This is a genomic window from Moorena sp. SIO4E2, from assembly GCF_010671945.1.
GTDB lineage: Bacteria > Cyanobacteriota > Cyanobacteriia > Cyanobacteriales > Coleofasciculaceae > Moorena > Moorena producens.
The window spans coordinates 15,719-28,722 of sequence record NZ_JAAHIE010000040.1 but is presented as its reverse complement, the minus strand read 5'-3'; the positions used below and the strand labels follow the sequence as shown (position 1 = coordinate 28,722).

13 protein-coding genes and 1 pseudogene are annotated in these 13,004 nt (G+C 45.7%); 6 read left to right on the top strand and 8 right to left on the bottom strand.

Going from position 1 to position 13,004, the window contains the following annotated elements; translation table 11 throughout:
• Positions 1 to 508: pseudogene (locus F6K37_RS07575) on the top strand (tetratricopeptide repeat protein); the annotation flags it as partial.
• Positions 509 to 517: 9 nt separating this feature from the next.
• Positions 518 to 892: a tetratricopeptide repeat protein gene (locus F6K37_RS07570; RefSeq protein ID WP_287249278.1), complete on the top strand. Its 375-nt coding sequence runs from the start codon at positions 518 to 520 to the stop codon at positions 890 to 892.
• Between the two features lie 387 nt (positions 893 to 1,279).
• On the opposite strand, the gene F6K37_RS07565 is transcribed toward F6K37_RS07570, so the two are convergent.
• The 8 genes from F6K37_RS07565 to nagA form a co-directional block, all read right to left on the bottom strand.
• Complete coding sequence (locus tag F6K37_RS07565; RefSeq protein ID WP_009149187.1) at positions 1,280 to 2,719, bottom strand: serine/threonine-protein kinase; 1,440 nt, start codon at positions 2,717 to 2,719, stop codon at positions 1,280 to 1,282.
• Between the two features lie 456 nt (positions 2,720 to 3,175).
• Positions 3,176 to 4,147 carry a malate dehydrogenase gene (gene mdh / locus F6K37_RS07560; protein WP_009149185.1) on the bottom strand — a complete coding sequence of 324 codons (972 nt, stop codon included), beginning with the start codon at positions 4,145 to 4,147 and terminating at the stop codon, positions 3,176 to 3,178.
• Positions 4,148 to 4,455: 308 nt separating this feature from the next.
• Positions 4,456 to 4,677, bottom strand: a complete 222-nt coding sequence (locus F6K37_RS07555; protein WP_009149183.1) for an NAD(P)H-quinone oxidoreductase subunit O — start codon at positions 4,675 to 4,677, stop codon at positions 4,456 to 4,458.
• Between the two features lie 24 nt (positions 4,678 to 4,701).
• Positions 4,702 to 4,839 carry a hypothetical protein gene (locus F6K37_RS07550; protein WP_287249273.1) on the bottom strand — a complete coding sequence of 46 codons (138 nt, stop codon included), beginning with the start codon at positions 4,837 to 4,839 and terminating at the stop codon, positions 4,702 to 4,704.
• Positions 4,836 to 5,684 (bottom strand): DNA-formamidopyrimidine glycosylase, encoded by an 849-nt coding sequence (locus F6K37_RS07545; protein ID WP_287249271.1) that lies wholly within the window; start codon positions 5,682 to 5,684, stop codon positions 4,836 to 4,838. Before F6K37_RS07545 ends, F6K37_RS07550 begins: the two co-directional genes overlap by 4 nt.
• Positions 5,685 to 5,777: 93 nt before the next feature.
• Entirely contained in the window at positions 5,778 to 5,993 is a 216-nt protein-coding gene (locus F6K37_RS07540) for a photosystem I reaction center subunit IV (RefSeq protein ID WP_009149180.1), read from the bottom strand.
• Positions 5,994 to 6,078: 85 nt separating this feature from the next.
• Complete coding sequence (locus F6K37_RS07535) at positions 6,079 to 6,216, bottom strand: hypothetical protein (RefSeq protein WP_287249269.1); 138 nt, start codon at positions 6,214 to 6,216, stop codon at positions 6,079 to 6,081.
• Positions 6,201 to 7,361, bottom strand: coding sequence for an N-acetylglucosamine-6-phosphate deacetylase (gene nagA / locus F6K37_RS07530; RefSeq protein WP_287249267.1), 1,161 nt, complete (start codon positions 7,359 to 7,361; stop codon positions 6,201 to 6,203). The genes F6K37_RS07535 and nagA overlap by 16 nt, the downstream gene beginning before the upstream one ends.
• Before the next feature lie 45 nt (positions 7,362 to 7,406).
• Here nagA and purE point away from each other — a divergent pair, with 45 nt between their 5' ends.
• The 4 genes from purE (at position 7,407) to F6K37_RS07510 (ending at position 12,995) form a co-directional block, all read left to right on the top strand.
• The gene (purE, locus tag F6K37_RS07525) at positions 7,407 to 7,934 is read left to right on the top strand and encodes a 5-(carboxyamino)imidazole ribonucleotide mutase (protein WP_009149178.1); all 528 of its coding nucleotides are present in this window, start codon (positions 7,407 to 7,409) and stop codon (positions 7,932 to 7,934) included.
• Between the two features lie 311 nt (positions 7,935 to 8,245).
• The gene (cysC, locus tag F6K37_RS07520) at positions 8,246 to 8,782 is read left to right on the top strand and encodes an adenylyl-sulfate kinase (protein ID WP_287249265.1); all 537 of its coding nucleotides are present in this window, start codon (positions 8,246 to 8,248) and stop codon (positions 8,780 to 8,782) included.
• A gap of 117 nt (positions 8,783 to 8,899) precedes the next feature.
• The gene (gene sat, locus F6K37_RS07515; protein ID WP_009149176.1) at positions 8,900 to 10,087 is read left to right on the top strand and encodes a sulfate adenylyltransferase; all 1,188 of its coding nucleotides are present in this window, start codon (positions 8,900 to 8,902) and stop codon (positions 10,085 to 10,087) included.
• A gap of 592 nt (positions 10,088 to 10,679) precedes the next feature.
• Positions 10,680 to 12,995: a caspase family protein gene (locus tag F6K37_RS07510; RefSeq protein ID WP_009149174.1), complete on the top strand. Its 2,316-nt coding sequence runs from the start codon at positions 10,680 to 10,682 to the stop codon at positions 12,993 to 12,995.
• Positions 12,996 to 13,004 lie beyond the last annotated feature (9 nt).

The window sequence follows — 13,004 nt, the reverse complement described above, 5'->3', positions numbered from 1 at the left end:
CCTTCAAGCCTGGGCTAGTGCTAAATTCTCAGAAGCGGAACCAGAAACAGCAGAACGCATTGCTAGAAATATTGGCAACTTCAGCAACCTGATCAAGAATTTTCCACTGGGCAATAAAGCCAATAACATAGAAATCGCTATGGCTGGTTACGAACAGCTGCTAACAGTTTTTACCCGTGAGAGTAACCGGGAAATTTGGGCAGCTATTCAAACCAACCTGGGCAATGCCTACTGTCAAAGAATCGGCCACAACAGGGCTGAGAATCTAGAAAAAGCCATTGAAGCATACCAACTAGCCTTGTCAGTTTACACCAAACAAGACTTACCCATCGAGTGGGCAATGACTCAAAACAACTTGGGCATTGCCTACCGTGAAAGAATCTGTGGTGACAAGATTGAGAATCTAGAACTTGCGATTGAAGCATACGAACTAGCTTTGTCAGTTCACACCAAATCAGACTTCCCTATCCAGTGGACAAGAAATCAAAACAACCTGGGTGCTGCCTAAAGTAACAGAATGCGCCACGACAGGGCTCAGAATATAGAACTTGCTATTGAAGCATACCAACGAGCCTTGTCAGTTTACCATAAATCAGACTTAGCCATTGAGTGGGCAATGACTCAAAATCACCTGGGCACAGCCTACTTTGAAAAAATCCCCCAGGACAAGGCTGAGAATATCGAACTTGCTATTGCTGCATACCAACTAACTTTGGAAGTTTATACCAAAAAAGACTTGCCCTATGATTGGGCAATGACTCAATATAACCTAGGTAATGCCTACCGTAAGAGAATACTAGGAGATACTACAGAAAATCAGGAAAATGCGATCGCATCCTATAAAAATGCTTCAGAAATATACTTCCATGACGACTTTCCCGAAGATTGGTAAAACGTTCAACCTTATATTGCTAGACTACTGATTCAGGCAGGAAACTGATATATATTTCGACAATCCAATAGTTTTCCAGCACCCTCTGCTCTCCTCCCATTACTGCCATCGGTTCTGGCTTTAAATTGCGACAATGCAATAGTTTTTAACCACTCATACCCTTTATAAATCCCATAATTCCCATTACCCTCATCGGTTCTGGCTTTAAATTGCGACAATGCAATAGTTTTCCAACACCCTCTGCTCCCAGAAAACCCACACAATCCACCCTCTCCCCAAAACATCTAAGCTAATGCGCATTTAAATTGGTTTTTCCCCGTTCCCAGATCCGCTGATCCGAAGTTCCCTTTGAGCAATTTAGGTATCCCAATCTAAATGCTTAACAGCTTAATTACTCAAAAAAGCCTCTTGTTCCAAATTATCAAGTAAATCCTCAGCAATTTGATACCAAGCTTGCCGGAATTGAACATCATCTTGTTTATCGGAAAGAGTCTTTCCCTTTAATTGGGGATATGTACTATAAAAAAATTGATCAACTTTCTGATAAAAAGTCCCTGGTTCAATCTTCAAATCTAGGCAACGCTGATAGATTTGCTTTTGCCGTTGCTGCTCGGTGTTACTCACAGATGATTTAGAGGGCAATGATGGTATAGAGGGCAATTGCCAGGATATCTTCGGGAATTTTGGTGTAGGAAACCCTCCTCTAGCTACTGCTACCGTTCCAAACACTACTAATAAAGAAATGGACATAGAAATACCAAAAAACCTTAGTTCACGGTTAGTGGATTGCTGTTTGCGATTGAGCACAGCAGTGAACGTTGTTTTAATAGTTTGACCAGGAGCAGCCACTAAGGTAGCGATCTGGGTAAATAGTGTATTTGGTTGTTTATTTGGTTGTTTATTTGGTTGTTTATTTGGTAGCTTAGTTGGTTGTTGATTTGGTAGATTATTTGGTAGCTTAGTTGGCTGCTGGCTACTTACCGGCTGGGGAATTACGGTTTCTAGGGCTTCACTGACATCTTGGGCTGACTGATACCGTTCTTTAGGAAGATTAGCCAGCATTTTAGCCAAGACCGATTTGAAGCTGGGGCTAATGGTTATCTCTTGCCAAAGCCAGGTGGCGTGATAACTATCATAAAAGTCTAGAGGCTGTTTACCGGTTAGCAATACTAAAGCAGTTACCGCTAAAGCGTAAAGGTCGCTAGTGGCATCAGCTTTGCCATATCGTAACTGTTCATCTGGGGAGTAACCCCGCTTTCCCACTTGAGTGCCAATCACGTATCCGGTTGATTGGACAATGGCAGTGGTTACCATTTCTTTGACACAACCAAAGTCAATTAATACTGGCTTATTGTCAGAATTCCGTTTAATCAGATTATCCGGAGAAATATCCCGATGAATGATCTGCTTAGAGTGGATATAATCTAAAACTGGCAAGATGTCTTGGAGCAGTTTAATCACATCTGCTTCCCTAAACTTTTGACCCTGGACTAAAAGCTGGTGATAGGTTAACCCTTCCACATAGTCTTGTACTAAAAAGAGATAATTTTTACGACCAATACTGGTTCTAAGTAACTCTCGAAAACAAGGAATTTGGTTATGTCTGAGCTGGTATAGCATCCCAGCTTCTCGCTCAAATAATTCTTGAGCTTTTTGTAATTCATAGTTGTTTTGAAGTTGGGGAGCAAATTCTTTGAGTACACAACGCTCTTGATAGCGATTAGCATCTTCAGCGAGATAGGTACGTCCAAAAGTTCCTTGACCTAAATCGCCTAAGATTGTATAGCGGTCTTTGATAATTGCTCCAGGTTTTAAGGTATTAGACATAATAGCCGCCAATTGATGATTTATAGTTTAGGGAAGAGGGAGCAGGGAGCAGGGAATCGGGAATCGGGAATCGGGAATCGGGAATCGGGAATCGGGAATCGGAAGGAGTAGGAAAGAAATACGAGGATTTTTTGCAGAAGGAAGTTTTAATCCAGTAATAAAAATTTACCTTGTCAACCTATCGTTGTTCTCAACAGAGCAGAAAGTAGGATAAAAATGATAAACAATGTATTTAAATAAAATGTATTGAAAAATTCCAACTTAATCGAAAACTACTTATTATCTGTTTCCTATTCCCTGTTCCCTATACTAATGAGTACCATGGGATGGAATTGAATAGACCGCAAATGATACTGTTTGTGTCTATTCTTATCCCCTGTTCCCAGATCCGCTGTTCCCAGATCCGCTGTTCCCAGATCCGCTGTTCCCAGATCCGCTGTTCCCTGTTCCCTATTCCTAATGACCCAGCATCCCTTGTGCCTTCTTAATATTGTCACGAACTGATTCAGCGGATATCTTGAGGGAGGACAGTTCAAGATCTGTCAACTTTAATTCCAAAATTTTTTCGATGCCTCGACACCCCAATCGGGTGGGTACTCCTATAAAAATATCTTGCAAACCATATTCACCCTGAAGGTAGGCAGCTGCGGTGATTTGGCGGGATTGGTTGTGTAATATTGCTTCTACCATCAAACAGGCGGAGGATGCTGGGGCAAAATAAGCACTGCCAGTGCGCATCAGTTCTACAATTTCTGCCCCTCCTCGACGAGTCCGTTCGATCAGGGCTTCTATCCGGTCTGGTGTCATCAGTTCCGTGATGGGAACACCACTAACGGTAGAGTAGCGGGGTAGTGGCACCATTAAGTCCCCATGGCCTCCGAGCACTACTGCATTCACATCCGCAACGGATACACCATTTTCCATGGCAATGAATGTCCGGAATCGGGTAGAATCCAACACCCCTGCCATGCCCATGACGCGATGGGGTGGTAAGTCAGTAGCTTGCCAGGCTAGGTAGGTCATCACATCGAGGGGATTGGTGACCACGATTAACATGGCATCTGGGGATTTTGCGGACGCATTTTTAGCCGCTTCCACCACAATTTTGGAATTGATCTGTAGCAGGTCATCCCGACTCATGCCTGGTTTCCGGGGACTTCCTGCCGTAATCACCACCACATCGGAACCAGCAGTATCAGCATAGTCATTAGTTCCGATAATTTGGCAATCGTGGCCTTCAATGCCCCTGGCCTCTAGTAAATCTAGAGCAATGCCTTGGGGCATACCTGGTACAATATCGAGGAGTACGACATCGGCCAGATTTTTCTCAGCAATCCGTTGGACAAGAGTACTCCCTACTCTACCACCACCGATGACGGATACACGGTTGTCGTGGCAAGCAATTGGGGAGTTGGGATAGGGTACCATGATCGGAATGGGTAGCGTGGAAATGCGTTCGCGTAGCGTGGCCTACGGCCAATCGCTTTTCAGGAACTCCCCCAAAATTGGGGTATTTAGGGGGCTATGGGTGCCAAAGCTCACAAGGGTAGGTTTGTGAACATTGGGGCGAGTATGTACTTTCGTTACTTAGAATTATAAATATGTATCTAATTATACAATATTTTTCGGAATAATTCTTTCCATCTCCCCATTTTTCTACGGTGCGCGTTCCCTAGCGCTTTAAAAAAGCGCGGGGTCGCACCGCTCCCTACTCCCTACTCCCTACTCTTTACTATTCAAGAGGAGATTTCCAACTGGTCAATGCGCAACCAAATGTTGGGGGTAGGTACCCGACCAAATTTGACCAGGGCATAATCCCCCTTGATATCAAGAATTTCCCCATCAGTTTCAAACAGATAAGAGGAAAAGCGGGGGTCACTTGCTTTGGCTTCCAGGCTACCTTCTAACTGGGCTTGGATAGCCCGAACCAATACTCCCTTTTTAATTTTCCCAGCCATAAAATCTCTTTTGTCTTTCCTATTCTATTGTATCGGGGGAATGGGGAATCGGGAATGGGGAATCGGGAATCGGGAGTCGGGAATCGGGAATCGGAAATCGGGAATAGAAATCTCGACACTTCCGACACTTCCGACACTTCCGACACTTCCCAGCCTGATCAACGCTGACAGTTCGGACAAAAGTGAGCGGAGCGACCGACTAATTTGGTTCGCTGGATGGGGGTGCTACAGATACGACAGGGTTCTCCGGTGCGACCATAAACCCAGGCAATCCCCTTATAGTTGCCATTGACTCCCTGGACGTTGATAAAATCACTAAACGTGGTACCACCAGACTCAATCGCTTTTTGCAATACTTGGATAACCGCGATGCTCAGCTTTTCGATCTGCTCTAACCCCAAATCTTTACAAAGGGTTTCTGGTCGAATACCACTCAAGAATAATGCTTCATCGGCATAGATATTACCTATTCCTGCTACCAGGGACTGATCGAGCAAGGCGGTTTTAATCGCACGCTGGCGGTGATGGAGCTTACTGACTAGGTAATCTGTAGAAAATTCCTGGGAAAACGGTTCTGGTCCGAGTTGCTTTAGACCAGTGATAATGGTTTCTGGTAAATGGGATGGCGGAATCCACCACATTCGACCAAAAGTGCGCTGGTCGATAAACCTTAACTCCTGGTTGTTTGGGAAAAATAATCGCACTCGCGTGTGTTTTGGCTGAGGCTGGTCTTGACTTAGCCATAGCAGTTGACCAGTCATCCGGAGGTGAACACCTAACCAACCGGCTTGATCAGTATCTGACTTGGTTAGTTTAGCGAGTAGGTATTTGCCCCGTCGATGCCAATCACTAATGGTGACAGTTTTGAGTTGGGCTAAAAAATCTTTCGGAGAAATAGGGTGGGCGATGGTGCGCGATAGTAACACCTCTCCACCCTGGATTTCCTGGCCTGTAGTCACTTGATTTAGACCCAGGCGAATTGTTTCAACTTCTGGTAGTTCCGGCACGATTGAGTGCTTTAGTTGATCAATGGTGAGTGCTACCGTGTTAACTTAGCACTCTACAGACACCAGGAACTCAAATTCCTGAGTCTGGCTAGGTTAACCAACTACTTCCAGTTCAGTGGGTGCAAAGTTATTGGTGTTCACCCCAGAGGGGCTACCACTATAGCCAGCGTAGTTGACCTTATCAAAGCGGACAATCACTGGGTATTTGATACCACTTTTGTCTACACTAGCCACAGTTCCCACATCGTTATACCAGTAGGATTCTTTTCTTTTAATCCGAACTTTTGCACCACGTTTTAGTTCTGCCATAAAAAAATTTACCTTACGCTCTAGTTCTACAGCGTACTACTCAATTAGGCTTCTCCGTTGACTTGATTGTTTAAGTTTTATTAATTTACCTGTAGGGAGTCGGGAGTCGGGAGTCGGGAGCGGTGCGACCCAAGGGCGATTTACTCGCCCATTGGAAAGCGCACCGAGGGAATCGGGAATCGGGAATCGGGAGTCGGAAGAGTGAGACTACAAACGCTGCCAACTCAGCTTTGATGTTTCCTCATCGAGATGCCAGCGTAATAACTGAGCTGGTTGACCGATGCTTAGGGTTGCTAAACCGATGGCTTGGCGAGGGGAAACCGTTGCGAGGGCAATGCCATTCTCAACGCTACAAATCCCCCACTGGACTAAATTCTCTACTCCTACCAATAAGGGCAAGGTTGTTCCAGATAATGTCCCATCTGGTAGCCGTGCTGTCCCGTTTGTGACCTCTATCTTGCGGGTGTCCCAGGGATAGACGCCATCGGGTAATCCCATTGGTGCTAGGGCATCGCTAACTAGAAAAATCCCTTGTTGATAACCCCCAGCACGGAGCAGCAATTGGATCATGGTGGAACAAACGTGCTGACCATCGGCAATTAGTCCACACTGGACACCGGGAGTAACTAGGGCAGCTCCCAGTAATCCTGGTTTGCGGTGATGGAGTCCTGGCATGGCATTAAAGGCATGGGTTACCATGGATGCCCCATCTTCAAAAGCTCTTTGGGCTTGCTCTGCTGTGGCTTGGGAGTGACCGAGACTAACAATTATGTTGCGCGATCGCAAATACGGAATCACCTCACCAATGCTCTCTAACTCTGGCGCTATTGTAATAATCTTGACCAGATCACCATAGTCTCCCAAAACTTCCTTGACATTTTCAAGATTAAGTGGTAATAGATACTCAAGAGGATGAGCCCCCCGTTTTTGGGGATTGAGAAAAGGCCCTTCTAGATGGACACCCAAGATGCGGGCGCTTGGGGTCTGGTAAGGTTGGGAAGGGATAAATTCAGCAAAGACAGAAAGCGTACGCTGAATCTTCTCGACCGAGGTAGTGACCAGAGTGGGTAAAAACTGATCCACACCCTGATGCCAAAGGAATTGACAAATCTCCTGGAGTAAAGGGATGTGGTGAAAATCGACATCGGTGAAGGCTAAGCCTAGCCCCCCATTAATCTGCAAATCCACACCCCCTAGGGAGACCCAATCCCCAGCAACGTCAAGGATAGCCGGGTTAGGAAGAGTATCTAGCTTAGGAAGAGTTTCTAGCTTCGGTGCGATCGCGTCAATAATTCCATGATCATTAATATGAATATTCTGTAAACCTTGGTAACTAGGGACACGAGCATTGATAATATCTAGAGTCATTAGGGAATGTGGCGAAGTCTAATCATATACCATCAAACATGATTCATGACCAATAACCAACCGTTAATTGGGATTATTATGGGCAGCGATTCCGATTTGCCCACCATGCAAAATGCGATCGCAATATGTGAAGACTTCGGTGTTCCTTGGGAAGTAGCGATTGTGTCCGCCCACCGCACCCCCGAACGGATGGTAAATTATGCTCAAGACGCTCACAAGCGTGGACTCAAAGTTATTATCGCTGGAGCTGGGGGGGCGGCTCATCTGCCTGGGATGGTGGCGGCCATAACACCCTTACCTGTGATTGGGGTGCCAGTGTCTAGTCGTTACTTGAAAGGTATCGATTCCCTATACTCCATTGTTCAAATGCCTGGAGGAATTCCCGTCGCAACTGTAGCAATTGGTAATTCCAAGAATGCAGGATTGTTAGCAGTGCAGATTTTGGGCACTCATCAGCCGGAATTACTAGAGAGAGTGCAGCAGTATCGCCAGAATTTAGCGGAATCGGTTATGGAAAAGCAAGCATTGCTCGATGAGTTAGGTTATCAGCAATACTTAGGGCAGATGAGTTAATCTGGTTCAGAGACTTTCAGAAGGTTAGCCTTGAAAAAGGCCAAAAACCCCCATTAACTTGGCATCAGGGTAAGCCACTATAGGGGGGATGTGACAGAAAATAATTCGAGGGCAATCCGACTCGTTCTACTACCTGAAGCTGGGGTCTCTCAAGAGCATCCCACCGAAGGGAAGCATTTGTTATAAATGAGCCGAGACTAAAGGCCATAGGACTTACGAGGTTGAGTTTGGTGTTCAGCTGAAATACCAATACCCTATCCACACCAAATCCAAGTCATGTCAACCAAAAATCTAGGAGGTAAATAGAGTTCATGGAACATCGTGGTGTTACAGTATGGTTAACTGGTCTTAGTGGTGCTGGAAAGACCACTATTACTAAGGCATTAGAAGAAAAACTAAACGCCCAAGGATGCAAGCTGGAAGTCTTGGATGGGGATATCGTCCGTCAGAACTTAACCAAAGGACTCGGATTCAGTAAAGAAGACCGGGATACAAACATTCGCCGCATTGGCTTTGTTGCCCATCTTTTAACCCGCAATGGAGTTATTGTATTGGTATCAGCGATATCCCCTTACCGCGAAATTCGAGAGGAGGTCAAGCAACGGATTGGTGACTTTGTAGAAGTTTATGTTAATGCTCCCCTAAACGTTTGCGAAGGCCGAGATGTCAAAGGACTTTACAAACGAGCTCGTGATGGAGAAATTAAGAATTTTACTGGTATTGATGACCCCTACGAGCACCCATTAAATCCGGAAGTGGAATGTCGTACTGACCAAGAAGAATTATCAGAAAGTGTGGACAAAGTTATCAAAAAGCTGGAAGAGTTAAATTATATTTCTAGTACTTGAAGCAGAATCTTTATAGAAATCTGAACTCAAGAAGCACACCTACACAATTTGGAGTGGGAGTCATATCTTGAGACAATTCTTGAGACAATTGTAGAATCTAATTATTATTCCTAGAGTATGCAAAGCCCGGTGTTAAGCCATCCTTCACAAACTATCCCAGCTCACGGTGGTCAACTGGTCAACCGTATCGCTACACCCGAACAACGGCAGGAATTTTTGGAGAAAGCTGAATTTCTGCCCAGAGTCACATTAGATAAACGGGCTGTCAGCGACCTTGAAATGATTGCTATCGGTGGCTTTAGTCCTCTGACTGGCTTCATGACGAAAGAAGACTACCAATCAGTGGTAGACCGGATGCGTCTCGCCAATAACCTACCGTGGTCAGTTCCAATCACCCTCTCGGTTACCTCTGAAGTAGCTGCTCCTCTGCAAGAGGGGGGGTTAGTCCGTTTGGATGATACCAGTGGTCAGTTTATTGGTGTATTAGAACTGACGGAAAAATATCCTTACGACAAAACCCATGAAGCAGTGCAAGTTTACCGCACTGATGAAGATAAGCATCCTGGTGTGAAAGTCGTGTATGACCAGGGAGAGATTAATTTAGCTGGTTCGGTATGGTTACTGGAACGGTTACCCCATCCCCAGTTTCCCCCCTACCAAATCGATCCAGAAAAATCGAGAGCCATGTTCTCGGAACGGGGTTGGAAAACAGTGGTAGGTTTCCAAACCCGTAATCCCATTCATCGGGCTCATGAATATATCATCAAGTGCGCTCTAGAAACTGTAGACGGTCTACTCCTTCATCCCTTAGTGGGTGCTACTAAAAGCGACGACATCCCAGCAGATGTACGGATGCGTTGCTATGAAATCATGTTGGAGAATTATTTTCCTAATAACCGAGTGATTCTGGCAATTAACCCTGCTGCCATGCGTTATGCTGGCCCAAGAGAAGCCATTTTCCATGCTTTGGTACGGAAGAATTATGGCTGTACCCATTTCATTGTAGGACGGGATCACGCTGGTGTGGGAGACTATTACGGTACCTATGATGCCCAACACATTTTTGGTGAGTTTGAGCCAGGTGAGTTGGGGATCATGCCGATGAAGTTTGAGCACGCCTTCTACTGCACTCGCACCCAGGGTATGGCTACCGCCAAGACTAGTCCAAGTACACCGGAGCAGAGGATTCATTTATCCGGTACTAAGGTACGGAAAATGCTACGTCAGGGAGAGTTACCACCACCGGAATTTTCCCGACCTGAAGTGGCAGCAGAACTGGCTAAGGCAATGCACGAGACGAGTTGAAGGTTGAAGGTTAGACCGTTGAAGGTTGAAGGTTGGAGGTTATTTGGTTGAAGGTTGAAGGTTGAAGGTTGAAGGTTGAAGGTTAGACCGTTGAAGGTTAGACCGTTGAAGCTTGAAAGTTGAAGGTTGGAGGTTGAAGGTTAGACCGTTGAAGGTTAGACCGTTGAAGGTTGGAGGTTAGACCGTTGAAGGTTGAAGGTTAGACCGTTGAAGGTTGAAGGTTGGAGGTTAAACCGTTGAAGGTTGCCGGTGACGCGGTTATTTGGTTATTTGGTTAGGCGGTTATATTCCAAACCTGTAACCAAATAACCTGTAACCTGTAACCTTAAACCAAATAACCTGTAACCTGTAACCTTAAACCAAATAACCTGTAACCTGTAACCTTAAACCAAATAACCTGTAACCTGTAACCTTAAACCAAATAACCTTCAACCTTCAACCGTCTAACCTTGGCCAATAGGCACGCGCGTCGCGTTCAAGCTTTAACTAGTGAACTAGTGAACTAGCTGAACTGGAAATCCCACAGCTTGTGGCCGTGGGAGCCCCAATCCTGGTAGGCTGATAGCTGAAATCTGAAAGCTGAAGCGCGGATATGGGACTTAATCGCCGGACTTTTCTGCAAAAAGCTAGTTTGGGATTGGCAACATTAGGAGTAAGTGAAACATTACTATCCCTCCTAGGGAATAGTGGTTTAGCTGTTCCTGGAATAGACCGTTACTTCCAAGTATTAGCACAACCCCTTGGGCGAAAGTTAGCCCTACTAGTGGGTATCAACAAGTATCCTCGTAGCACACTATTGGATGGCTGTGTTACTGATGTAGAACTACAACAAGAACTATTGATTCATCGGTTTGGCTTCAACCCGAAGGATATACTTATACTTAAAGATGACCAAGCGACTCGCAAAAATATTGAAACGGCTTTTATTGAACATCTGACTGAGCAAGCGAAAGCGGGTGATGTGGTAGTCTTCCACTTCAGTGGCTTCGGTAGCCAGGTTAAGCTATCTCCAGGATATCAAACCGATAGGTCTGTTGCACTTCAAAATAGCTTGGTTCCAGTAGATGGGAGCCTTACCAAAAAAAATCCTAAGGTAGCCAACGATTTACTGGAAGAAACGCTAGTTTTGCTATTGCGATCGCTCTTCACTGACCAAGTCACTACAGTACTTGATACTAGCTACACCGTAGCTGATAGCCTCCTCCAAGGAAATATTAAGGTACGCTCTAGTACTAACCGACCAGCCCGAGAGGCTAGTCGGGACGAACTGGCTTTTCAAGAGGAACTGCGGCGGCGGATACAGGATTCTGGGAAAGGGATTGTAAACCGGCAATCCGTCTCGGTTGTTCCTGGATCGATGAATCCGATGGCAGGTATGGTGCTCACGGCTGCTGAACCAAATCAAATAGCAATGGAGGCTAAATGGAATAGTTTCAGTGCTGGCTTATTTAGCTATGGTCTTACTCAGTATCTGTGGCAGGCAATACCAACAACGACAAGTCAGGTGAGCCTGACTCACGCTGGTGTGATGGTTAATCAACTGACAGGTACACAGCAACAGCCAAAGCTAGGAGGTCAAAGTAGTCTTGAGCCAATACCTACCTATTATCTCCCTGCTGACCCTAGCATGGGAGCGGATGGTGTGGTCACTGCCGTGGAAGATAATGGTCAAACTGCACAGTTGTGGTTAGCAGGATTACCAGCAACAGTTGTGGATTACTATAGCAACAACTCTGTATTGTCTGTATTGGAATTAGTCGGTGCTAAATCGGGAGTCTCCCAACTACAAATAACGTCTCAAGATGGTCTGACTGCTAAGGCAAAATTTATTGGTGGTACTACTGATAATAACAATCAGCTACAAGTTGGGCAGCTGGTGCAAGAAGCTGTCCGGGTGTTACCCCGTAATATTGGTCTAACGGTAGCTCTGGATGGGAACCTAGAACGAATTGAGCGAGTAGATGCTACCAGTGCCTTTTCTGGTATCTCTGCTGCATCGGTAGTGCAAGCAGGGGAACAACCGGCTGATTATTTGTTTGGGAAAGCACTCTCTTCCACAAATGGTGGAGGAGGGGGTTATGGAATCTTCTATCTAGACGGTGAACCCATACCCAATGGAGTTGGAGAAGCTGGGGTAGCCGTGAAGTCAGCAGCTATGGGATTGGCTGGTAAACTGAACACCTTGCTGGCCGCAAAATTGCTGCGTCTAACCGCAAATGATGGGTCTTCCGGTCTAGGTATTCGGGTATCCCTGGACATGGTTGAACCAGAGCAAAAGGTAGTGATGCAACTCGAAACATTACGGACGGCTTCCTCCTCACGGGTAGGTTTCGTAGGTGAGGGGGAAGCTAAATCTCAGGGTGAGTTGACGGAAACTGTGGCAGGAGCAGGTGTTCCGATCTTGCCGATTGGGAGTCGTCTCCATTATCAGATCGAAAACTACGGTGACCAACCGATCTATTTCTTGCTATTAGGCTTTAATACCAATGGCAATGCGATCGCACTATATGAACTGCCATTTTTGGAAACATCACAGACTTCAGAAAACTCTGCATTTATCACAAATGCCGTAATTGCTCCTGGGGAAACTCTAACCCTGCCATCAGCTGTAGCTTCTGTTGGTGGGATTGTCTCAGGTCCTAGTGGACTGGTGGAAATGCAACTGATTTGCAGTCGCTCCCCCTTCACTCAGGCCGCTACAGCTCTCGACGCTGTGCCATCTCGTCGCGGAATCGGAGCACCAATTGATGATTTGTTTAACCCCTTGGACGTAGCCCAGGCGGTGCTGCAAGACATACACAATGCTAGTGCAAATTCCCTAGATTCTTCCCTCAGTATAGGTGCTGATTCCTACGCCTTGGATGTCAATACTTGGGCAACTCTAAGTTTTCTCTATCGGGTAGTTTGATTTTAGGTT